The sequence below is a fragment of the Pseudomonas sp. KT_2_4 genome (assembly GCF_041410225.1).
In the GTDB taxonomy this organism is placed as follows: Bacteria; Pseudomonadota; Gammaproteobacteria; order Pseudomonadales; family Pseudomonadaceae; genus Aquipseudomonas; species Aquipseudomonas paracarnis.
Map to the genome: position 1 here is coordinate 5010748 of NZ_CP166962.1, position 22036 is coordinate 5032783.

The 22036-nt window shown below is 61.4% G+C and carries 18 protein-coding genes; 7 read left to right on the forward strand and 11 right to left on the reverse strand.

From position 1 onward, the window contains the following. Positions 1 to 89 precede the first annotated feature (89 nt). Complete coding sequence (gene lpxC / locus AB9N64_RS23095; RefSeq protein WP_003171886.1) at positions 90 to 1001, forward strand: UDP-3-O-acyl-N-acetylglucosamine deacetylase; 912 nt, start codon at positions 90 to 92, stop codon at positions 999 to 1001. A gap of 173 nt (positions 1002 to 1174) precedes the next feature. Here lpxC and AB9N64_RS23100 read toward each other — a convergent pair whose 3' ends face one another. The 6 genes from AB9N64_RS23100 to AB9N64_RS23125 form a co-directional block, all read right to left on the reverse strand. Further along, complete coding sequence (locus tag AB9N64_RS23100) at positions 1175 to 2671, reverse strand: diguanylate cyclase (RefSeq protein ID WP_014716978.1); 1497 nt, start codon at positions 2669 to 2671, stop codon at positions 1175 to 1177. 102 nt (positions 2672 to 2773) lie between these two features. Then, entirely contained in the window at positions 2774 to 4096 is a 1323-nt protein-coding gene (locus AB9N64_RS23105; protein ID WP_014716979.1) for an OprD family porin, read from the reverse strand. 380 nt (positions 4097 to 4476) lie between these two features. Continuing rightward, complete coding sequence (locus AB9N64_RS23110) at positions 4477 to 5841, reverse strand: heavy metal sensor histidine kinase (protein WP_019816941.1); 1365 nt, start codon at positions 5839 to 5841, stop codon at positions 4477 to 4479. Then, entirely contained in the window at positions 5831 to 6523 is a 693-nt protein-coding gene (locus tag AB9N64_RS23115; RefSeq protein ID WP_014716981.1) for a heavy metal response regulator transcription factor, read from the reverse strand. Before AB9N64_RS23115 ends, AB9N64_RS23110 begins: the two co-directional genes overlap by 11 nt. Before the next feature lie 7 nt (positions 6524 to 6530). Further along, positions 6531 to 9626: a multidrug efflux RND transporter permease subunit gene (locus AB9N64_RS23120; protein ID WP_014716982.1), complete on the reverse strand. Its 3096-nt coding sequence runs from the start codon at positions 9624 to 9626 to the stop codon at positions 6531 to 6533. Next, positions 9623 to 10789, reverse strand: a complete 1167-nt coding sequence (locus AB9N64_RS23125) for an efflux RND transporter periplasmic adaptor subunit (protein ID WP_014716983.1) — start codon at positions 10787 to 10789, stop codon at positions 9623 to 9625. Before AB9N64_RS23125 ends, AB9N64_RS23120 begins: the two co-directional genes overlap by 4 nt. A gap of 213 nt (positions 10790 to 11002) precedes the next feature. Between AB9N64_RS23125 and AB9N64_RS23130 the strand changes: the two genes are divergently transcribed. Continuing rightward, a complete protein-coding gene (locus AB9N64_RS23130; protein ID WP_014716984.1) occupies positions 11003 to 11236 on the forward strand; it encodes a hypothetical protein in 234 nt (77 codons plus the stop codon). 162 nt (positions 11237 to 11398) lie between these two features. Next, positions 11399 to 12181: a transporter substrate-binding domain-containing protein gene (locus AB9N64_RS23135; RefSeq protein ID WP_014716985.1), complete on the forward strand. Its 783-nt coding sequence runs from the start codon at positions 11399 to 11401 to the stop codon at positions 12179 to 12181. 71 nt (positions 12182 to 12252) lie between these two features. Here the strand turns inward: AB9N64_RS23135 and AB9N64_RS23140 are convergent, their stop codons facing one another. The 5 genes from AB9N64_RS23140 to AB9N64_RS23160 form a co-directional block, all read right to left on the reverse strand. Beyond that, entirely contained in the window at positions 12253 to 12996 is a 744-nt protein-coding gene (locus tag AB9N64_RS23140; RefSeq protein ID WP_019816937.1) for a YkgJ family cysteine cluster protein, read from the reverse strand. A 108-nt stretch (positions 12997 to 13104) separates the two neighbouring features. Next, positions 13105 to 13587: a GNAT family N-acetyltransferase gene (locus AB9N64_RS23145; RefSeq protein WP_038448969.1), complete on the reverse strand. Its 483-nt coding sequence runs from the start codon at positions 13585 to 13587 to the stop codon at positions 13105 to 13107. Between the two features lie 3 nt (positions 13588 to 13590). Then, a complete protein-coding gene (locus AB9N64_RS23150; protein ID WP_014716988.1) occupies positions 13591 to 14493 on the reverse strand; it encodes a chemotaxis protein CheV in 903 nt (300 codons plus the stop codon). 135 nt (positions 14494 to 14628) lie between these two features. Beyond that, complete coding sequence (locus AB9N64_RS23155) at positions 14629 to 15603, reverse strand: D-glycerate dehydrogenase (protein WP_014716989.1); 975 nt, start codon at positions 15601 to 15603, stop codon at positions 14629 to 14631. Positions 15604 to 15687: 84 nt separating this feature from the next. Continuing rightward, the gene (locus tag AB9N64_RS23160) at positions 15688 to 16656 is read right to left on the reverse strand and encodes a LysR family transcriptional regulator (RefSeq protein ID WP_014716990.1); all 969 of its coding nucleotides are present in this window, start codon (positions 16654 to 16656) and stop codon (positions 15688 to 15690) included. A gap of 181 nt (positions 16657 to 16837) precedes the next feature. Here AB9N64_RS23160 and AB9N64_RS23165 point away from each other — a divergent pair, with 181 nt between their 5' ends. From AB9N64_RS23165 to AB9N64_RS23180, 4 genes are read left to right on the forward strand one after another with little or no spacing between them, the layout of a single operon-like run. Further along, the gene (locus AB9N64_RS23165) at positions 16838 to 18349 is read left to right on the forward strand and encodes an efflux transporter outer membrane subunit (protein ID WP_371359681.1); all 1512 of its coding nucleotides are present in this window, start codon (positions 16838 to 16840) and stop codon (positions 18347 to 18349) included. 10 nt (positions 18350 to 18359) lie between these two features. Continuing rightward, positions 18360 to 20537, forward strand: a complete 2178-nt coding sequence (locus tag AB9N64_RS23170; RefSeq protein WP_014716992.1) for an FUSC family protein — start codon at positions 18360 to 18362, stop codon at positions 20535 to 20537. Continuing rightward, complete coding sequence (locus AB9N64_RS23175) at positions 20527 to 20727, forward strand: DUF1656 domain-containing protein (RefSeq protein ID WP_003188711.1); 201 nt, start codon at positions 20527 to 20529, stop codon at positions 20725 to 20727. The genes AB9N64_RS23170 and AB9N64_RS23175 overlap by 11 nt, the downstream gene beginning before the upstream one ends. 10 nt (positions 20728 to 20737) lie before the next feature. Further along, complete coding sequence (locus tag AB9N64_RS23180; RefSeq protein WP_371359682.1) at positions 20738 to 21598, forward strand: efflux RND transporter periplasmic adaptor subunit; 861 nt, start codon at positions 20738 to 20740, stop codon at positions 21596 to 21598. Positions 21599 to 22036: the final 438 nt, after the last annotated feature.

Consider the following 22036-nt stretch of genomic DNA (forward strand, 5'->3'; position numbering starts at 1 on the left):
GTGATTGGTGTTCAGCAAAGGTCTGGTCTGTTATTATCGCCAGCCTTTGTTGATACCAGTTCGCAATTTGCGCTGAAGCGGTCCAAGCCATGATTAAACAACGCACCCTGAAGAATATTATCCGTGCCACAGGTGTAGGTCTGCACTCCGGGGAGAAGGTATACCTGACCCTCAAGCCCGCACCTGTCGACACCGGCATCGTGTTTGTTCGTGCCGACCTGGACCCTGTGGTGCAGATTCCTGCTCGCGCGGAAAACGTTGGCGAAACCACGATGTCGACCACTCTGGTCAACGGTGACGTCAAAGTGGACACGGTGGAGCACTTGCTCTCGGCCATGGCTGGCCTGGGCATCGATAACGCCTACGTCGAGCTCTCCGCGTCCGAAGTCCCGATCATGGATGGCAGCGCTGGACCCTTCGTATTCTTGATTCAATCTGCCGGCCTGGAAGAACAGGACGCAGCCAAGAAGTTCATTCGCATTCTGCGGGAAGTGACAGTAGAAGACGGCGACAAGCGCGCCACCTTCGTCCCGTTCGAAGGCTTTAAAGTGAGCTTTGAGATCGATTTCGATCACCCGGTATTCCGTGACCGCACCCAAAGTGCAAGCGTGGATTTTTCCAGCACTTCGTTTGTAAAAGAAGTCAGCCGCGCCCGTACCTTTGGTTTCATGAGTGACATCGAGTACCTGCGCAAGCACAACCTCGCACTCGGCGGCAGCGTGGAAAACGCCATTGTGGTCGACGCGGATGGTGTACTGAACGAAGACGGCCTTCGCTACGAAGACGAATTCGTGAAGCACAAGATCCTCGATGCAATCGGTGACCTCTACCTGCTGGGCAATAGCCTGATAGGCGAGTTCAAAGGCTTCAAGTCGGGCCACGCCCTTAACAACCAGCTGCTGCGCAAGTTGATTGAGCAGACAGACGCTTGGGAAGTCGTGACCTTCGAAGATGCCAGCACCGCACCGATCTCTTACATGCGTCCCGTTGCGGCGGTGTAAGTAACAACTCTCTTTCTTTAGTTTTGAAAGGCTGCCTTCGGGTGGCCTTTTTTTATGCCTGACGAATATCCAAATGTGGGAGCTGGCTTGCCTGCGATAGCGGTCGGCCAGTTAGCTTATAGATAGCTGCCCCACCGCCATCGCAGGCAAGCCAGCTCCCACACCTGACCTCATCAGTTTGAGGTCTTTGAAACATCCACTATCCGGTTACGGCCGCTGTGCTTGGCCTGATACAACGCTTGGTCAGCCTTGAGCAGCAGGTCTTCAAGGGAAATACGGCTGTGCTTTTGCCAAGTACTCATGCCGATGCTCACCGTGATTGGTTGCTCATCCCCGGCCTTGCGCGGCAAGTGCTGGACCCCCTTGCGGATATGCTCGGCGATCACCCACGCCCCCTTGGCGTCGGTATTGGGTAACACCACCGCGAACTCCTCTCCGCCATAGCGCGCCGCCAGGTCGGCAGGGCGGCGGATATGGCTGGCGATCACCTGCGCGACTGCGCGCAACGCCTCATCGCCGCCCTGGTGGCCGTGGCGGTCGTTGAAGGCCTTGAAGTGGTCCACATCGATCATCAGCACACTCAACGACTCGATGGAGCGTTGTGCCCGGTCCCATTCCAGCCGCAAGCGTTCGTCCAGCGTGCGGCGGTTGGCCAGGCCGGTAAGGGCGTCGGTGGCTGCCAGTTCTGACAGCACCTGTTCGGCGCGATGGCGACGGCGCAGCTCCATGCACAGTGCCCAGGTCAGCCACAACAGGCCCACGCACAACACTCCGGTCGCGATGCTGACCAGCCACGCCGCACGTCGCCAGGGGGCGAACATTTCATTGCTGGACAAGGCCACTGCCACGATCAGCGGCAAGTTGCCCACATTCGAAAAACTGTAGAGCCGTGCCTGGCGATCGACACTGGAGATACTTTGGAAGCTGCCGTCCCGTTCGCGCAGCATGCGCGCCACATTCGGGCGCTGGCTCAGGTCCTTGTCGACGATATCTGCTTCCAGCAGAGGCTCTTGCGCCAGCAGGATGCCTTGGTGGTTGAGCAGGTTGATGGTGCTGTTGCTGCCGATGTTCAAGCTGCTGAACAACTGATGAAAGTACGACAGGCGCATGGACGCGACCGCCACTCCCAGGAAGCGCCCATCCGGTGACGAAACGCGACGGCTGAACGCGATGCGCCAGGGGTCGGCACACTGGCAGCGCGCCATGAACGGACGGCTGATATACAGGCCCAGGTCGGGGTTGGTGCGGTGCGCCCGAAAGTAGTCCCGGTCGGCAAAGTTACCCAGTTTGGGCGTGAGCAGGGAGGAATCGGCAATCACCTCGCCAGCCGGGTCCAACAGCAGGATATCGCCCTTGTAGGGCGCCGCTGCGGAACGATCGAACAGCACCAAATGACGGATGCTCTCTGAAACGTCTTGCAGGTCGGTGCGCTCGGTGGCGCTGATCAAGCCTTTGAGGGCCATGTCGTAAAGTTCGACATTGCGCAGCACGTCAGCGTCGATCAATTGAGTGATGGTGTTGGCGGTGCGCTTGGCCGTCTGCAGGGTGTTGGCATGTTCACGAATCAGCAGCGCAGTGACGACCCCCACGATCAGCAACACCGTGAGCGTGCTGCCCAGGATCAGCAGGCGCTCCGGGCGGCGGTTGGGGCGGGTAGGGCTTGAACTCATCGGGCACACTTCTGCATTGAGAATGCCCTTAGCGTAGTAGCAACTCTTAAATATGGCGCAAAGCCAACCTGTAGGAGCGAGCAAGCTCGCTCCTACCTGTACTCAGAACACGTTGATCGGGTAGTCCACGATCACACGGTATTCATCCACATCCCGGTCCACCGCCGAGTAGCCATTGCTGCCGCGATTGGTCGCCCATTGCAGGCGCACGGCCAAGTCCTTGGCCTTGCCGCCCTGCACCACATATTTCAGGTCGATATCGCGCTCCCAGTGCTTGGCATCCTTGCCATCGGCGCTGTACCAGTTGCTGTAGCCGCGACTGTTGGGGTCGACCTTGGTCAGGTCGGTCTTGCCGCTGATGTAGGACACGGCGGACGTCAGGCCGGGCACGCCGAGGCCGGCAAAGTCGTAGGCGTACTTGAGCTTCCAGGAGCGCTCATTGGGCCCGTTGAAATCCGAGTACTGCTGGGAGTTGTCCAGGTACACGCTGTCGCCCTGGGTGATGTAATCGAACGGCGTGTTGCCATTGACCCGCTGATAAGTCGCTGTGACGCTGTGGTTACCCACGCCCACGGTGAAATGCAGGCTGTAGGTGTTGTTGTCGATATCCCCCAGCAGCGATTGACCGGTGTCCTGGGTATGGTAGTAGTGCAGGCCGGGCGTCAGGCTGACCAGGTCGTTCAGGGCGTAGGTGTATTCCAGGTCGTAGTAATACTGGTGCCAGACGTCCTTGAGCTCGGACGCGTACAGGTTGCTGGTCAGCCCCTCGATCCCGCTGAACGACACGCCAGCCCAGTCCAGGTGCTGGCTGTCGGTGTTGGCGGGCAGCGTGCCGTAGCTGGTACCAATACGCCGATGGCCGCTCTGGTTATAGAGCTTGGTGAAACTGGCCTGGCCACCTTCGAACATCCAGCCGTCAAAGCTGTGGTTGGTCAGGCTCACGCCACGGAAAGTCTGCGGCAACATGCGTGTCATGCCGCCGGCGATCACCGGGTTGTTGAGGAACAGGTCGCCGGCTTTCAGTTCGGTGTCGAAGGCGCGCAGCTTCAAGGTGCCGCCAGCCGTCGAGAACGAACCCGGCGCTTTGCCGTTGCCGCTGCCATACGGAAGGATGCTGGAACCATCCGTACCGCCACCGCCGTCGAGCTTGAGGCCGAACATGGCATTGACGTCCAGGCCCAAGCCGATGGGGCCCTGGGTGTAGCCGGATTCGAAGGTGCCGATAAAGCCCTGGCCCCACTCCTTGCTGTCATCGGTATGAATATCGCGCCGGTCGCGGTTCATGTAGTAGTTGCGGGTGTTGATCGTGAGGTGTGAACCCTCGACGAAGCCTTCGACGGGCGGGGCGTCTGCCGCGTGGGCAAGCGGGATGATCGTTGCTGCGATTGCGAGGAATAACGGGGTGAACGTCAGCGAGTTCTTCACCGGTGGAGCTCCTTTGGTCAATCATGAACGGCCAGTGTCGTGGGGTGTGCCCGGCCTTTTTTCACGGCAAAAAAAAGCCGCTGAAGTCAGCGGCTTTAAGACAGATTCCCAGTGTAGAGCCCTGGAAATAAGTCGAGGGAAATTCGGGTGAGTGGTCAGCTGTCTTTGCCGTCGCGCTCATCGATGCGTCAAAGTAACGCAGGGGAGCGGTGCGATACAGAGTGTAACAAGATAATAACTATTGCCCAAATCGCAACAGTGAGGGCCATGGGATCTTCTGTGGGAGCTGGCTTGCCTGCGATGCAGACACCTCGGTATGCCAGGCCTACCGTGGTGATGCTATCGCAGGCAAGCCAGCTCCCACATTTTGACCGAGTTGTTTAGATCGGCAGGGTGATACCAAACGTATTGCCACCGCCTTCGCTGCGCACAAACACATCCCCGCCATGCATCAACGCAATCGCCTTGACGATCGCCAGCCCCAACCCGTGATTGGCCCCGCTGTTGCTGCGCGAGGCATCCACCCGATAGAAGCGTTCGAACAGGCGTGGCAAGTGTTCGCTGGCAATCGCGTCGCCGGGGTTGGTCACGCCGATTGCCACCTGCTTCTCCTGCACCTGGATATGCACGTCGATAATCTGTCCGGGTGCGGTGTGTTGCACGGCATTGCTCAGCAGGTTGATCAGCGCACGCCGCAGGTGGGCTTTTTCGATCTGCACCAGGGCATCGCCGTCCACGCGCACCTGAACCTGGGCGTCTTCGAGGATAAAATCCAGATAGTCGAGGGTGGTGGCCACTTCATCGGCCAGGGAGCATTCGATCAGCTTGGTGGCTTTGCTGCCCTGATCGGCGCTGGCAAGGAACAGCATGTCGTTGATGATCGAGCGCAGCCGTTCCAGCTCCTCCAGGTTCGATTGCAGCACCTCAAAATAGTGTTCGGCCGAACGCCCGCGTGTCAGCGCGACTTGGGTCTGGCCGATCAGGTTGGTGAGCGGAGAGCGCAGTTCATGGGCAACGTCGGCGTTGAACGATTCCAAGCGCGAATACGCCTGTTCAACCCGGTCGAGGGTGGCGTTGAATGAATTGACGAATTGGCTCAGCTCGGGCGGTAAGGGTGACAATTGCAGGCGCCCGGAGAGTTTCGGCGGCGCAAGCTTTTGCGCTTCATCCGAGAGTTTGCCCAAGGGCTTGAGGCCTATACGCGCGACCCAGAACCCCAGCAGTGCCGCCAGTATTACACCCACCAGCGCGAGGCTGATCAACGCCACCAGCAAGTGATGCTGGGTGGCGCGGAAGTTCTCCGTGTCGATGGCAATCATAAAGCGCAACGCCGGGCGTTGGTCCTTGGCTGCAAATTGGCTGACCAGCACCTTGAAGGGATAATCGTGACCCGGCAGGCGCAGGTCGCGCTTACCTGTGGCGCCTTCGGCAAAGGCGCGAATCTGCGCGTCCGGCTCACCGTATTCGTAGCTCGGGTCGCTGCTGACCACCCAGAAACGGATGCGCTTGTCTTCTTCCCCCAACAGCTTGAGCTTGGACCTGATCTTGGCCCAATGTTCCGGCGTGCCGAAGCGATTGATCGACGATTCCAGCACGCTGTAGCGCGCATCCAACTCGGCACCTGGCAACAGCCCCAGGCCACGGTCGACCTGCTGGTACAGCGCGCCGCCGATCAACAGAAAGATCAGCAACGCCACCAGGGTGAACATGCCACTCAGGCGCAGGGCGATGGAATTAGCGACCACTGTGGTTTTCCTGCATGCGGTTTTCCAGCACATAGCCCATGCCACGAATGGTGTGCAGCAGCTTGTGTTCGAACGGCCCGTCGAGCTTGGCGCGCAGACGCTTGATCGCCACTTCCACCACGTTGGCATCGCTGTCGAAATTGATGTCCCAGACCATCTCGGCAATCGCGGTCTTGGACAGGATCTCGCCCTGGCGTCGCGCCAATACGCTGAGCAGCGAGAACTCCTTGGCGGTCAGGTCCAGGCGTACACCGTTGCGGCTGGCCTTGCGGCTGATCAGGTCGATCCACAGGTCGGCAACGGTGACCTGCACCGGTTCATGGCCGCCGCTGCGGCGGGTCAGGGCTTGCAGGCGGGCCACCAGTTCCAGGAACGAAAACGGCTTGCCCAGGTAATCGTCGGCGCCTTCGCGCAGGCCGCGGATGCGGTCTTCAACGCGCTCGCGAGCGGTGAGCATGATCACCGGCGTCTGCTTGCGGGCGCGTAAGGCGCGCAGTACACCGAAGCCATCCAGCCCGGGCAGCATCACGTCGAGCACGATCACTGCGTAATCGTTTTCCAGCGCCAGGTGCAGGCCCTCGATGCCTTCACGGGCGACATCGACGGTGTAGCCTTGCTCGGTCAGGCCGCGGTGCAGGTAGTCCGCGGTTTTTTCTTCATCTTCAATAATCAGGACGCGCATGACCGCCTCAGTGTGTGGTCGCCAGCGTCAGCGCTGGTTTGGGCCTGTGGAAAAAACGTTCAAGGTACAAGTATATGACCGGCGTGGTGAACAGCGTCAGCGCCTGGCTCACCAACAAGCCACCGACCACCGCGATGCCCAGCGGCTGGCGCAGTTCCGCCCCAGGGCCTGCGCCGAGCATCAACGGCACGGCGCCGAGCAACGCGGCAAGGGTGGTCATCATGATCGGCCGGAACCGCGTGACGCAGGCTTCATAAATCGCATCTTCGGGTGGCAGCCCGCGTACCCGCTGCGCCTCCAGGGCGAAGTCGATCATCAAGATACCGTTTTTCTTCACGATGCCGATCAGCAGCACCAGGCCGATCAAGGCCATGATCGAAAAGTCCTGGCCCAGCAGCCACAGCATGACCAGCGCACCGAGGCCCGCCGAGGGCAGGGTGGAAATGATCGTCAGCGGGTGCACAAAACTCTCGTACAGCACACCCAGAATAATGTAGACCGCCACCAGCGCCGCGAGGATCAGCCAGGGTTGGCTGGCCAGCGAGCTCTGGAACGCCTGGGCCGCACCCTGGAAGTTGCCGATGATTGTGCTCGGCATCCCGATTTCGTTTTTGGCCTGGTCGAGCATGATCACTGCATCGCCCAGGGCTACGCCGGGCGCCAGGTTGAACGACAGGTTGGCAGCAGGGAACATGCCGTCATGGCTGATGGACAACGGCCCGACCGTGGGCGGGTCGACTTTGGCCAAGGCCGACAACGGCACCATCTCGTTGGTCAATGGCGAGCGCAGGTAAAAGTAGTCGAGGCTTTCGGCCTTGCCGCGCTGTTGGCTGTCCAGTTCAAGTATCACTTGGTACTGGTTGATCTCGGTCTGGAACTCGTTGATCTGGCGCTGGCCGAAGGCGTCGTACAACGCCTGGTCGACATCGGTGGCGGTCAGCCCGAAACGTGAGGCGGCCTGGCGGTCGATGCTGATATGGGTGATGCTGCCGCCCAGTTGCAGGTCGTTGGACAGGTCGCGAAACGCCGGGTTGGCGCGCAGTTTTTCGGTGAGACGCTGGGTCCAGGTGTTCAGCGTCGGGCCGTCGTTGCTCTTGAGCACGTATTGGTACTGGGCGCGGCTGGGGCCGGAGCTCAAGTTGATGTCCTGGCCGGCGCGCAGGTACAGCACGATGCCAGGCACCTTCGCCAGTTGTGGGCGGATGCGGTCGATGAACTGGCTGGCGGACACATCGCGCTCACTGCGGTCTTTCAAGGCGATCCAGAAGCGGCCGTTGGCGATGGTCTGGTTGCTGCCGGTAACGCCCACCGAATGGGAAAACGCCTGCACCGCCGGGTCGGCCTTGACGATCTCGGCCAGAGCCTTGTGCTTGCCGACCATGTCCTTGTACGACACGTCGGCCGCCGCTTCGCTGGTGCCGAGCACGAAACCGGTGTCCTGCACCGGGAAGAAACCCTTGGGAATAAACACATAACCGACCACAGCCAGGGCCAGGGTCACCCCGAAGATCGCTGCCATGCTGCGTTGATGCGCCAGCGCCCGGCGCAGATTGCGCGCGTAGCCGGCCAGCAGGCGTTCGCTGAAGGTGGGTTTGGCGTGGGCAGGATGGCTCGGTGCGCGCATGAACAAGGCGGCCAGGGTCGGGGCCAGGGTCAGCGAAACCACCACCGAAATCAGGATGGTCGCGGTGGCCGTCAGCGCAAACTCCTTGAACAACCGCCCGACCACGCCGCCCATGAACAGCAGCGGAATAAACGCCGCCACCAGCGAGAAGCTGATGGACACTACGGTAAAGCCAATTTCGCCGGAGCCCTTGATCGCCGCTTCACGTTTGCCCAGGCCAGCCTCCAGGTGCCGATGGATGTTCTCCACCACCACAATCGCATCGTCCACCACAAAGCCCACGGCGATCACGATGGCCACCAGGGTCAGGTTGTTCAGGCTGAACCCCATCACATACATCAGGGCGAAACTGGCTACCAGCGACACACCCAATACCGCAGACACAATCAGCGTCGCCGACAGTTGACGCAGGAACAATGCCATCACCGCCACCACCAGCAGGATGGCGATCAGCAGGGTCATTTCCACTTCATGCAGTGAGGCGCGGATAGTCTTGGTGCGATCGGTCAACACGCTGACCTGCACCGAGGCTGGCAACATGCCTTGCAGGCGCGGCAACTCGGCCTGGATGCGGTCGACGGTGTCGACGATGTTGGCGCCAGGCTGGCGTGAAATCACCAGGTTCACCCCTGGCGTATCGCCGGACCAGGCTTGCACGTAGGCGTTTTCCGAACCATTGATGACCTTGGCGATATCGCGCAGTTGAACCGGCGCACCGTTCTTGTAGGAAACGATCAGTTGGCCGTATTCCTCCGGGTGAAACAGCTGGTCGTTGGTCGACAGGGTGGACACGCTGTTTTCGCCATAGATCGCGCCCTTGGCCAGGTTCAGGCTCGACTGCTGGATGGCCAGGCGTATGTCGGCGAGCGTCAGGCCGATGGCCGCGAGCTTGTCGGGCGACGCCTGCACGCGGATCGCCGGGCGTTGCTGGCCGGTGATGTTGATCTGGCCGACGCCGTCGATCTGGCTGATCTGGCGCGCCAGCAGGGTTTCCACGTAGTCGCTCAGCTCGGTGCTGGGCATGCTGCTGGAACTGACACTGAGGATCAACACCGGGCTGTCCGCCGGGTTGACCTTCCTCCAGGTGGGCAAGCTCGGCATGTCGCTGGGCAACTTGCCGGACGCGGTGTTGATCGCGGCCTGGACTTCCTGGGCGGCGGTGTCGATGCTTTTTTCCAGGGTGAACTGCAGGGTCAAGAGGCTGGAGCCCAAGGCGCTGCTGGAGGTCATCTGGGTCATGCCGGGGATGGCACTGAACTGCACCTCAAGAGGCGTGGCCACCGATGAGGCCATGGTGTCCGGGCTGGCGCCGGGCAGTTGCGCGGTGACCTGGATGGTCGGAAATTCCGCTTCCGGCAGTGGCGCGACGGCCAGGTTCGGGAAGGCAATAATCCCCAGCAACACCAGGGCGAAGGTCAGCAACAGGGTGGCGACCGGATGGTCAACGCACCAGGCCGAGGGCGACCGGCTTGCACTCATGGTTGCACCTGGGCGTTGGCGGTGTGGATCGCTTGCGGCGGCTCCTTGAGCACCTCCACCTGCGCACCGGCCTTGAGCCGCGATTGCCCATCGCTGACCAGCACATCGCCGGCCTGCACGCCTTTGATGATATTGATGTCGCTGTTCTGGTAGGCGACTTGCACCGGCACCACCTCGACTTTGTCAGCGCTTACGCGGTACACGAAATGTGAGTCCAGCCCGCGCTGCACCACGGTCGGCGGTACCACCAGGGCGTTCTTGTCGAGGGCCGTCTGGACCTTGATGGTCACCAGTTGCCCCGGCCATAGCTTATGCGCCGGGTTGCTGAACTCGGCCTTGGCCCGCAGGGTGCCGGTGGTGGAACTGATCTGGTTGTCGATCAGGCTCAGGTGGCCTTCGCCGAGCAGGTCGCCGGTCTGGTTGTCGGTGTCGGCGCCCAGGTAGGCGTCGACGGTGGCCCGGGTGGGGGCGGCAATCAGGCCCTGCAAGGTCGGCAGCATCTGTTGTGGCAGGGAGAACTCAACGGCAATCGGGTCGAGCTGCGTGACGGTAAACAGCCCCTGGGTGTCGCTCATGCGCAGGAAGTTGCCTTCGTCCACGTTACGGATGCCCACGCGGCCGCTGACCGGGGAGCGAATCTGGGTATAGGAAAGTTGTACCTGAGCTGCATCAATGGCCGCTTGATTACCTTGCGCAGTGGCCTTGAGCTGGTTGACCAGCGCCTGTTGCTGGTCATAGGTCTGTTTGGACACGCCGTCGTCGATGCTCAGCGCTTTGTAGCGCTTGAGATTGACCAACGCCACTTGCAACTGCGCCTGGCTTTCGCCCAATTGCGCCCTGGCCTGGTCGAGGCTGGCGCGGATCGAACGGTCATCGATGGTCGCCAGCAAGTCGCCGGCCTTCACCGATTGGCCCTCCTTGACCAGCAACCGGGTGAGGATGCCGTCGATCTGCGGGCGAATCACCACACTGTGCAACGACAGCACTGAGCCGATGCCGCTGATGAACCTGGGAACGTCCTGTTGCGCGACGCTCACCACCCGTACCGGGATCGCTGTGGGCGCAGCCAGCCGGGGCTTGGCAGGCCGTGTTACGGCCCAGGCGGCCACCGCTAGTATCAAGAGGACGCCCACCATCAGGGCCGTGTTTCGTTTTATCTGCATGGGAGGCGCCGGACGCAGTTGCACGCTTTAAGCCGCAAGCTGCCAGTTGAAGGTTGGGTAGCTGCTTTATAGCCCGGTAATACGGTCAGCACGGTGACGCGAAACTGACAGCCGCGACAGCTAGCGCGTTTTACTTGTGGCTTGAAGCTTACCGCTTGCCGCTTTGCCCCCGTATACTCGCGCTTTTACACCTATAGCTGCGCCGGAGCCCCTATGACTTCCCCAACCCAACCCCCTGTCGACGCGGCTGACCTCGTCGATTCGGCCACCGCCGACGGCGTTGAAAAAACCGAGATCCCGGCGTTTAAGTTCCCCTTCAAACCGGGCGAGCTGGCTGGCGCCAAGAATGCCAGCCAGCCCTGGTACAAAGGCGGCGCCAAGAACGGCCATACCAAGACGCCGGGCATGGCGCCTCCGGGCACTCGCCGGTCCATGGGTAAACGCTGAGATTAAAACCGTAGGTGCGTTATAGGCTGTTACCTACATTGCCCGTAGAAATTTCTGCTTGTAGGTCCGCGACCGATTCTTGAAAGCTTGCACAGCGTTTGCTTCGTCCCGATGACGCTCATCGGGGCGTGGTGAGTCAGCTTTCCGGAAAAGGACATTCCCGTGGCCCTGATACACCTCTGTGCGGTGCTCGTCCTCTTGCTCTCGTCGACTGCGGTTGCCGTCGACGTGCAACCGCGGCGTGAAATCCGTTTCGCCGTTGCCGCGCATTTCCCGCCTTTTCAAAGCCGCAATTCCCAAGGGCAATTGGTGGGGCTGAATATCGAACTGGGCAATGCCCTCTGCGAGCAGCTCAACGTGCGCTGTACCTGGGTTGACCAGGTCGTGATGGAAAACTTCCCGGCCCTTGAAGCCAGGCAGTTCGACGCGATCATGGGCATGGCGCCCACCTGCCGTCGGCGCAAACGGGTGAGTTTCACCGATGACCTCTACCCGATCACCACGCGGCTGGTGGCGCGTAAAACCTCAGGCCTGCGCCCTGATCGGCGCTTGCTCAAGGGCAAGCGGGTCGGGGTATTGGTGCGCAGTAATCGTGAAGCCTACGCCCTGTCGCAGTGGGCGCCGGCGGGAGTGATCATCAGGAGTTTCTGGCTGAACGACCAACTGGTGCAGAGCCTGGTTTCGGGCGATATCGATGCGACCCTGCAAGGCGTCGTGGAGATCCGTGAAGCCCTGCTCGACACGGCCGATGGCCTGGACTTCGACTTCATGGGCCCGCCTGTGTCGTCTGGCCTGCTGGGTAATAGCGTGGCGATCGCGGTGCGAAAAACCGATACCGCGTTGCGTAATGAGCTTAATCATGCGCTTGAGCAACTGATGCAGAATGGCGAATACCAACGCATCCTCCAGCCCTATCGCCTCGGTGTATTGCCCGCCCGTCCATGAGCGCTAATGGGTGTGCAGCTTTGCACCCGAAGTTGAGTTAGATACCCATACCGTCATGAGGCCGCAGCGGCTTAAGCCGCCCTCAACGAGATAAACGCATAATTGGCTGGCACCTCAGTGGCAATTTGCGCTCCGGCATCCAGCACCTGTTCGGCGACGTCCATCCCGGACACATGAAACACCCATTCATTGGTCACCGCCGGCTGTTCAACCGCCTGTTCAATGGCCTGGGCAAACGCCTGCATATCCGGCAAGTACGCGGTAAACCCGTCGCCCTTGAGCGCGGTCGTGCGGATGCCGAGCAACGCGCACACCGCTTCTTTGGTCTGCACGTCATCACGGTCGGCCTGGCGTGAGCGGCGAATCAGTTCGGCCAGTTGTGCGTCCATCAACTCGCCACCGACGATCAGCGCGGGGCCTTGCTCCCAGGATTCGGGCGGGCAGTCCTTGGCGCTCGGGTTCAGCGGGATATGCGGGTTGATCTCCATCGGGTAGATGCGGCACACCAGCGGGCGCCGTTCGTAGATGCGGCAGCGGTTGTCTTCGTCAAGATTCCGGCAGCGTCCGGCGTTGTAGGCGGCAAAGGTAATTGCCACAAACGCCTCGGTATTGCCGCTGGGCACGACCACTGAGCGGCGCTCGGCGTGTTCCCGTTGTTGCAGGGGCAGGCCCAGGCCATTGCCGAGAAAGCCCTCGACCAGAACGATGACGTTGCCGCCGTCCGCCGCCCAGCTGCGGGCTTCTTCGAGGGTCAGGGGCACGTGATGGTCGCTGCAGCATTTACCGCAACCGACGCAGGAAAAGTGTGTGTTCATGGCGGATCTGTCACCAGGCAAGGTCAGAGGGCACGCTTGAGGGGTGACGGGTTTTTACCTTTATCTACCGCTCAGGGGCTCTGGAAGCAAGTTATGCGCCAGTGAGGATCAGCCCTTGGATACGACGTCGCGCAGCACAAACCGCATGCCCGCACTTTCGTACAGTTGCCGGGCGCGCAGGTTGCTCTCCAGCACCTTGAGGTCGACATAGGGTTCGCTGCGCTGCTTGAACACCTGGAAGCTGTGCAGCAGCAAGGCGCGGCCCAGCCCTTGGCCTTGGGCACAGGGGTGTACGGCCAGGTTCTTGATAAAGGCGCTGGTCCAGCATTGTGCCACTGCGAGAATACCGTCGCGGTTACTCGCCACCAGACACAGCGTCGGGTCGTAGTCGGCATCGGTGACGAACTGCTGGCGCCACTCCTCCAGGTGGCCGACACGGCCGCCGCCCTGGTCCTGGGTCATGCGCAGCACGGCATGGATCGCCGGAGCTAGCTCATCGCGATAATGATCCAGCCGGGTATTCGCTGGCCACTGCGGGGCGGGCAGGCTGCCGGTGAGGTCGCGACGCAGCAACTGGTAATACTCGGCCAAGGCTTACAGCCCCTTTTGCGCCACGGTTTGCGCGGCGACCACCAGGCATTTGGTCAGCTCTGGGGATGAGAACTTGGTGAGCACCGAGTCGGCGCCGGCCAGGCGCGCTTTTTCGCTGTTCATCGCACTGTCCAGAGAGGTGTGCAACAGCACATAGAGGTCCTTGAAATCCGGGGTTTCGCGCAGGGTGCGGGTGAGGGCGTAGCCGTCCATCTCAGACATCTCGATGTCCGACACCACCACGTTGATCTGTTCAACCGTGCCTTGCAGTTCCAGCAACACGTCGATGGCTTCCTTGGCGCTGCGGGCGGTGTGGCAGGTCAGGCCGAGGTTGCGCAGGGTGTGTACCGATTGCTGCAAAGCCACCTGGCTGTCGTCCACCACCAGGATGCGGGCGTTGCCCAGCACTTCGGCTTCTTCCATGGTCAGGTCGGTCGGCGCCGCTTCAATCGGTGCCGGGGCGATGCCATGGATGACTTTCTCGATATCCAGCACCTGCACCAGGCCACCTTCCACCTGGGTCACACCGGTGATAAACGCCCGATTGCCGCCGGAGCCGTAGGGCGGCGGGCGGATATCGGTGGTCAGGCAATGCACGATCTTGCTTACCGCCTGAACATGCAGGCCCTGCTTGGAACGGCTGACATCGGTGACGATCAGGCAGCCGCCGTCCGGGTCTTGCAAAGGCATTTCACCCAGGGCGCGGCTCAAGTCGATCACCGACAACGAAGCGCCGCGCAAGGTGGCGATGCCTTTGACGTGCGGGTGGGACTCCGGCAGCTTGGTCAACGGCGGGCAGGGGATGATCTCACTGACTTTCAACAGGTTGATGGCCATCAGCTTGCCGCTGCGCAAGGTAAAGAGCAGAAGCGAGAGTGAGTCTGCGCGGGCTTTGGTGGTGGACATAAAAACCTTCTGTGGATCAGGGATGACGATCTATAGAGAGTTATCGACTTGGCTGGCCTGGGCTTTAACCGGATTTTTGTGTCGGGCACTGTTTATGTGGGCGCTGGCAAGCCAGCTCCCACATTAAGTCCAATATCAGCCCTTCCAGGCCTGTGGGTTCACCAGATCCTGCGGGCGTTGGCCCAGCAGGGCGCTGCGCAGGTTGTCCACGGCGCGGTTGGCCATGGCTTCGCGGGTTTCACCGGTGGCCGAACCAATATGCGGCAGGGTCACCGCATTGCTCAGCTGGAACAACGGCGATTCAGCCAGCGGTTCCTTTTCATACACATCCAGCCCGGCGCCACGAATGCGTTGGGTTTGCAGGGCTTCGACCAGCGCTGGCTCATCCACCACCGGCCCACGGGAAATATTGATCAGAATCGCGCTGGGCTTCATCAACCCCAGCTCCCGAGTGCTGATCAGGTGATGGGTCTTGTCGCTCAACGGCACCACCAGGCAGACGAAATCCGCCTCGGCCAGCAACTGCTCCAGGCTGCGAAACTGCGCGCCCAGTTCCTGCTCCAGCGCGGTCTTGCGGCTATTGCCGCTGTAAATGATCGGCATGTTGAAGCCCAGGCGCCCACGCCGGGCCACGGCCGCGCCGATATTGCCCATGCCGACAATGCCCAGGGTCTTGCCGTGCACATCGCAACCAAACAAAGGCGCGCCCACGCTGGCTTTCCATTGGCCGGCCTTGGTCCAGGCGTCCAATTCGGCCACGCGGCGGGCGCTGCTCATCAGCAACGCAAAGGCCAGGTCGGCAGTGCTCTCGGTGAGCACATCGGGGGTGTTGGTGAGCAGGATCCCGCGCTCGGTGAGGTACGGCACGTCGTAGTTGTCGTAGCCCACCGACACGCTGGACACCACCTCCAGCTTGCTTGCGCTTTCAAGCTGCTCGCGGCCCAGCTTGCGGCCCACGCCGATCAAGCCATGGGCATGGGGCAGGGCTTCGTTGAACTGTGCGTTGATGTCACCCAGCTTGGGGTTGGGCACGATCACCTCGAAATCCTGTTGCAGGCGTTCGATCATGGGCGGGGTGATACGGCTGAAGGCCAGGACAGTCTTTTTCATTGCAGAACTCCACTCAACATGTGGGAGCTGGCTTGCCTGCTCCCACAATGAATTTATAGGGGGCGGGGAAGCAGCATGCCAAAATCAGTTCGCCATCCGCACGCTACCCACACCACCGCTCAACTCATACGCCACCAACTCCGCCTGGTGCGCCGCCAGAATTTCCGGCAACGAACCGCGCAGGTATTCCACCCAGGTTTTGATCTTTGCATCCAGGTATTGGCGCGAGGGGTAGATGGCGTACAGGTTCAGCTCCTGGGAACGGTAGGTCGGCATCACTCGCACCAGCGTGCCATTGCGCAGCCCTTCGATGGCGGCATACACCGGCAGCAGGCCGACGCCCATGCCGCTGGTGATCGCGGTTTTCATCGCGTCGGCCGAGTTCACCAGGAACGGCGAGCTGTTGATCGCCACGCTTTCCTGGCCTTCAGGGCCGTTGAAGGTCCATTTGTCCAACTGGACCACTGGGCTGACCAGGCGCAGGCACGCATGGTTGAGCAAGTCCTGGGGCCGCTGTGCGCAGCCCTTGGCCTTGACGTAGTCCGGCGAGGCGCAGGCGATGCTGTAGGTGATGCCCAGGCGCTGGGACACGAAACCTGAGTCCGGCAGCTCGCTGGCCAGCACGATGGACACGTCGTAACCCTCATCGAGCAAATCCGGCACGCGGTTGGCCAGGGTCAGGTCGAAGGTCACGTCGGGATGGGTGCGGCGGTAGCGGGCAATGGCGTCAATGACGAAATGCTGGCCGATGCCGGTCATGGTGTGCACTTTCAACTGCCCGGCCGGGCGCGCGTGAGCGTCGCTGGCCTCGGCCTCGGCCTCTTCGACGTAGGCGAGGATCTGCTCGCAGCGCAGCAAATAACGTTTGCCGGCTTCGGTCAGCGCGATGCGTCGGGTGGTGCGGTTGAGCAAGCGGGTTTGCAGGTGGGCCTCAAGGTTGGAGACCGCGCGCGAGACGTTGGCCGTGGTGGTGTCCAGTTGCACGGCGGCGGCGGTGAAGCTGCCGGCTTCGGCCACACAACTGAAGGCGCGCATGTTTTGCAAAGTGTCCATGGAGTGTTCTCAAGGGAGATAGCAAATTGTGACAGAAAGTTACGCTTTCAGTGATCCCTACCAACGGATTATCGCCTGAACGGTAACAAAGATTCACAGGAATACCAGCTTATCGTCCTCCCTGGCGCCGCCTAGAATTGCGCCACCTCTCCCGCAACACCCTCTCAGGAATTCGCTTGCCGTGCCGCGTCGCATCAGCAGAGAGCTGAAGACTCTCAGTGTTTGGGCTTTAACGTCAGTCATCAGCGGTTGCATCGGAACCGGAGGAATCGCCCCGCAAGGCCAGGCGATCAACGCCAATACCCTGGCCACCGACGCCGCGATCCAGAGCGCCGACCGCGACGCCCACTGGCCCACCGCCCAATGGTGGCGGGCCTACGGCGACCCGCAGCTCAACCGTTGGGTCGAACTCGCCACCCGCAACAGCCCCAGCCTGGCCGTGGCCGCCGCCCGTGTGCGGCAAGCCCGAGCGCTGGCCGGCGTGGCCGAGTCGGCCGAGTCGCTGCAGGTCAACAGCGACACCACCCTCAAGCGTCACAACTGGCCGAAGGATCAGTTCTACGGCCCCGGCCAATTGAGCGGCGCCAACACCTGGGACAACAATTCGTCCCTGGGCCTGAGCTACGCCCTCGACCTGTGGGGCCAGGAAAGCAACACGACCGAACGCGCCGTCGACCTGGCGCACATGAGCGCCGCCGAAGCGCGTCTGGCCCAGCTCGAGCTGCAAAATAACGTGGTGCGCGCCTATATCCAGCTGTCGTTGCAGTACGCCAACCGTGACATCGCGGCCGCCACCCTGGCCCAGCAACAGCAGATCCTAGACCTGGCCAACAAACGCCTGGCCGCTGGGATCGGTACTCACTTTGACGTCAGCCAGGCAGAAACCCCGCTGCCGGAAACCCATCGCCAACTGGATGCCCTGGACGAGGAAATCGCCCTGAGCCGTAACCAACTGGCGGCGTTGGCCGGCAAAGGCCCGGGGGAGGGCGCGCAGTTGCAGCGCCCGACCCTGGCCCTCGCCGCGCCGTTGAAATTGCCCTCCAGCCTGCCCGCGCAATTGCTCGGCCAACGCCCGGACGTGGTCGCCAGTCGCTGGCAGGTAGCGGCCCAGGCACGGGGTATCGATGTGGCTCATGCAGGCTTCTACCCCAACGTCGACCTGGTCGGCAGCCTCGGCTACATGGCCACCGGCGGCGGTATGCTGGAGTTTCTGGCCGGCAAGAAATTCAACTACAACGTCGGCCCGGCGATCACCTTGCCGATCTTCGACGGCGGCCGTCTACGTGCGCAATTGGGTGAAGCCAGTGCCGGCTACGACATCGCGGTGGCCCAGTACAACCAGACCCTGGTCAATGCGCTCAAGGGCATCAGCGACCAGTTGATCCGCCGCGAATCCATGGACAAGCAATCGGTTTTTGCCGCGCAGTCGGTGGCCTCGGCGCAGAAAACCTACGACATCGCCATGATCGCCTATCAGCGTGGCCTCACTGATTACCTCAACGTGCTCAACGCCCAAACCTTGTTGTTTCGCCAGCAGCAGATCGCACAACAGGTGCAGGCGGCACGCCTCAGCGCCCATGCCGAGCTAGTGACCGCCTTGGGCGGCGGCCTCGGTGCTGGCGATGATGTGCCCACGGCTGCCAAGACACTCCCAAGCAAGACTCCGGCGGCGCTCGCCGTGTTTGATCACTGAGTAGGCCTTGATGACTCCCTTGCCTGCACCGCTGCGCTGGCTGCATTCCCTTGAGTGGCGCCGTGGTTTTTTCGACTGGGCACGCAGTGATGGCGTGACCTGGGTGTATATCTTCAAAGTGCTGGTCGCTGCGTTCCTGACGCTGTGGCTGGCGATGCGCCTGGAACTGCCGCAACCGCGCACGGCGATGATCACCGTATTTATCGTGATGCAGCCCCAGAGCGGCCAGGTGTTCGCCAAGAGTTTCTATCGCTTCCTCGGGACCTTGGCAGGCTCGGCGGTGATGGTGCTGTTGATCGCTTTGTTTGCGCAGAACACCGAACTGTTCCTCGGTGCGCTGGCGATCTGGGTGGGCATTTGCACCGCTGGCGCCACGCGCAATCGTAACTTTCGCGCCTATGGGTTCGTGCTCGCCGGCTACACCGCGGCGATGGTCGGCCTGCCGGCCCTGGCCCACCCGGACGGCGCCTTCATGGCGGCGGTGTGGCGGGTGCTGGAAATCTCCCTGGGGATACTGTGCTCGACACTGGTCAGCGCCGCCATCCTGCCGCAGACCTCCAGCGCCGCCATGCGCAACGCGCTGTACCAGCGCTTCGGTGTGTTCGCGCTGTTTGTGACCGATGGCCTGCGCGGGCGCAGCCAACGCGAAGGTTTCGAGGCCAGCAACGTGCGCTTTATTGCCGAAGCCGTGGGGTTGGAAGGCCTGCGCAGCGTCACCGTGTTCGAAGACCCGCACATGCGTCGGCGTAACGGGCGGCTCAGTCGCCTTAACAGCGAATTCATGAGCATCACCACGCGCTTCAACGCCTTGCACCAATTGCTTGAACGCTTGCGCGCCGATGAGGCCGACCATGTAGTGGCAGCGATCAAGCCCGGCCTGCAAGACCTGGCCGAAGTGCTCGACGGCTTCTCTGGCCGCGCCCTCACCAGCTTGGATGCCGCGCGCCTGGTCAACCAACTGAGCGCCTACAAGGACGGCCTGCCCGCCAAGGTGCGTAGCCTGCGGGCGAGCTTCCAGGAAGACAACCCGACGGACGCCGAGCAGTTGGATTTCCACACTGCCTACGAGCTGCTGTACCGCTTCGTCGACGACCTGCACAACTACGCGCAAACCCACGCGTCCCTGGCCGAGCATCGCCATGCGCGGGAGGATTGGCACGAAGCCTACACGCCAAAGACCAACTGGTTGGCCTGTGCCGCTGCCGGTGTGCGCGCCTCGTTTATCTTGGTTGTGCTGGGCAGTTACTGGGTGGCCACGGCCTGGCCCAGCGGCGCCACCATGACCCTGATCGCGGCGGCCACGGTGGGCCTGTCTGCTGCCACGCCCAACCCCAAGCGCATGGCGTTCCAGATGGCCTGCGGCACCTTGATCGGCGCCTTGGTCGGCTTTGTCGAAATGTTCTTCGTGTTTCCCTGGATCGACGGTTTCCCGCTGCTGTGCGTGATGCTGGCACCGGTGATCATCTTCGGGGCCTTTCTGTCTTCACGCCCGCAATACGCCGGTGTGGGTGTGGGCCTGTTGATCTTCTTCAGCACCGGCTCGGTGCCCGACAACCTCACGGTCTATAACCCCTACACCTTTATCAACGACTACATCGCCATGGTCATCGGCATGCTGGTATGCGCGGCGGCGGGGGCGATCATTTTGCCGCCCAACAGCCGCTGGTTGTGGCGCCGCCTGGAGCAAGACCTGCGTGAGCAGGTGGTGTATGCCATCAGCGGCAAGCTCAAGGGCCTGGCGTCGAGCTTTGAAAGCCGCACCCGCGACCTGCTGCACCAAGCGTATGGCCTCGCGGCCGGCCAGCCGCAGGTGCAACGCGATTTGCTGCGCTGGATGTTCGTGGTGCTGGAGGTCGGCCACGCGATCATCGAACTGCGCAAGGAGCAGGCGATTTTGCCGGTGCACCCGGCGTATGCCGAGTCGCAGCCGTGGCGCCAGGCGATCCGCGTGATGGGACGCTCGCTGGTGCGGCTGTTCCTGCAACCCAGCGCCAGCAACCTGGAGCGCGGGTTAATTGCCGTCGACCATGCGATCAGCCGCGTGCAGGCCACCGACGAACCCTTCGCCCCGCACTTCGACACCTCGGCCCTGCGCCGGGTGAAGAGCTACCTGCACTTTATTCGCACCTCGTTGCTCGACCCGCAATCGCCTCTGGCCGCCCTCAAAGGAGCCCCGAATGCCTCGTGAAATTGCATTCCACGGCATCTATATGCCGACCATGACCCTGATGTTCTTGATCGCAGCGGGGCTGGCCTGGGCGGTTGACCGCTTCCTGGCCGGGTTCGACCTGTACCGTTTCTTCTGGCACCCGGCGCTGCTGCGCCTGAGCCTGTTCGCTTGCCTGTTCGGCGCCCTGGCGCTGAGCGTCTACCGTTGAGAATGCCCCGATGAAAAAGTTTTTCAGCCTGCTCGCCACCTTGCTGGTGCTGGCGTTGGCGATCTGGATTGGCCGCACGTTGTGGGTGCACTACATGCAAACGCCGTGGACCCGCGATGGTCGCGTGCGCGCCGACATTATCAATGTGGCGGCTGACGTTACCGGCGAAGTGGTGGACGTGCCGGTACGCGATAACCAGTTGGTGAAAAAAGGCGACCTGCTGATGCAGATCGACCCCGAGCACTACCGCATTGCCGTCAAGCAAGCGCAATCGCTGGTGGCCTCCCGCAAGGCCACTTGGGAAATGCGCAAGGTCAACGCGCACCGCCGCGCCGACCTGGACGCGCTAGTGATCTCCAGGGAAAACCGCGACGACGCCAGCAACATCGCCGACTCGGCCCTGGCCGATTACCAGCACGCCCTGGCGCAACTGGAGGCCGCCGAACTCAACTTGAAACGCACGCGAGTGCTGGCGGCGGTGGACGGTTATGTCACCAACCTCAACGTGCACCGTGGCGACTATGCGCGTATCGGCGAAGCGAAGATGGCTGTGGTGGATATGAATTCGTTCTGGGTGTATGGCTTCTTTGAAGAAACCAAACTGCCCCATGTGAAGGTGGGCGACAAAGCCGATATGCAATTGATGAGTGGCGAGACACTCAAGGGGCACGTGGAAAGCATCTCCCGTGGCATCTACGACCGCGACAACCCCGAGAGCCGTGAACTGATCGCCGATGTGAACCCGACCTTCAACTGGGTGCGCCTGGCTCAGCGCGTGCCGGTGCGGATTCACATTGATGAAGTGCCGGAAGGCGTGTTGTTGGCGGCAGGGATTACCTGCACCGTGATTGTGAACTCGGCGCCAAACTGAACAGTGGGACTAAGGGAATGGCGCGTTTGCCCTGATTTTGCGCCGACGCTTTACCCTCAATATGCTGGTGTATCGGCGATGATTCTTCGAATTTAGGATCAGGATGTAGAGCAGGGATGTGATCAGAGGGGATAAGTTGAGCAGTGTCGCTGGGTGACTAGCTAGGTAGCTTATCGCGAGCAGGATATTCACGATGGCGATAGGTATGAGTATTCGAGGCGCATGCCTGAATCCTTCACACAACATCACCTGGCCTACGAAAAAAATCAGACAAAGTGCCATACCGGTTCCGAACGAAAACTCAGTCGGTAGATGATTGGCTTTTGCGTAGTACGACAGGCTGAGTGCCATGTTTATAGCAATATTGTTCAGGCCAAGCAGCAGAGCGCTACCGAATGACGGTAAGAATCGATAGGCGTAACGGCGCCAAATTCGATA